Here is a 366-nt window from a genome sequence, read left to right as displayed (position 1 = left end):
GTGGAATCTCCACATCTGGTGGTTATTCAAGTTCTAACACAATCACTCTTACAGGAACAAATCAATCCACTCTAGGTGCAGTTAGTACAAATGGTAATGGTAACACTAACAGTACAAATACAATTACAGCCAATCAAACTACTAAGCTTACTCTAACACGTTTGAGTGCTGCTAATGGCTATAAGACAGCTGGAAATATCAACACTATTAAACTAGGTGATACTGGAACCCTTGAAATTACAGAGGGAGGAATCTCCGCTAATTCTGGAGGGAAAAATGTCATTGAGGCAGGATCAATCACCAACACTGGTGGAATCTCCACATCTGGTGGTTATTCAAGTTCTAACACAATCACTCTTACAGGAA

At 39.6% G+C, this 366-nt stretch carries 1 protein-coding gene; it reads left to right on the top strand.

Annotation, left to right across the window (positions count from 1 at the left end; all coding sequences use genetic code 11):
• Nucleotides 1–366, top strand: a 366-nt coding sequence (locus CQA62_RS06980) for a hypothetical protein (RefSeq protein WP_428839060.1), incomplete at both ends; no start/stop codon positions are given.

The sequence above is a fragment of the Helicobacter cholecystus genome (assembly GCF_003364215.1).
Lineage (GTDB): Bacteria > Campylobacterota > Campylobacteria > Campylobacterales > Helicobacteraceae > Helicobacter_G > Helicobacter_G cholecystus.
The sequence above is the reverse complement of the archived record's forward strand: the minus strand, read 5'-3'. Positions and strand labels throughout refer to the sequence as shown.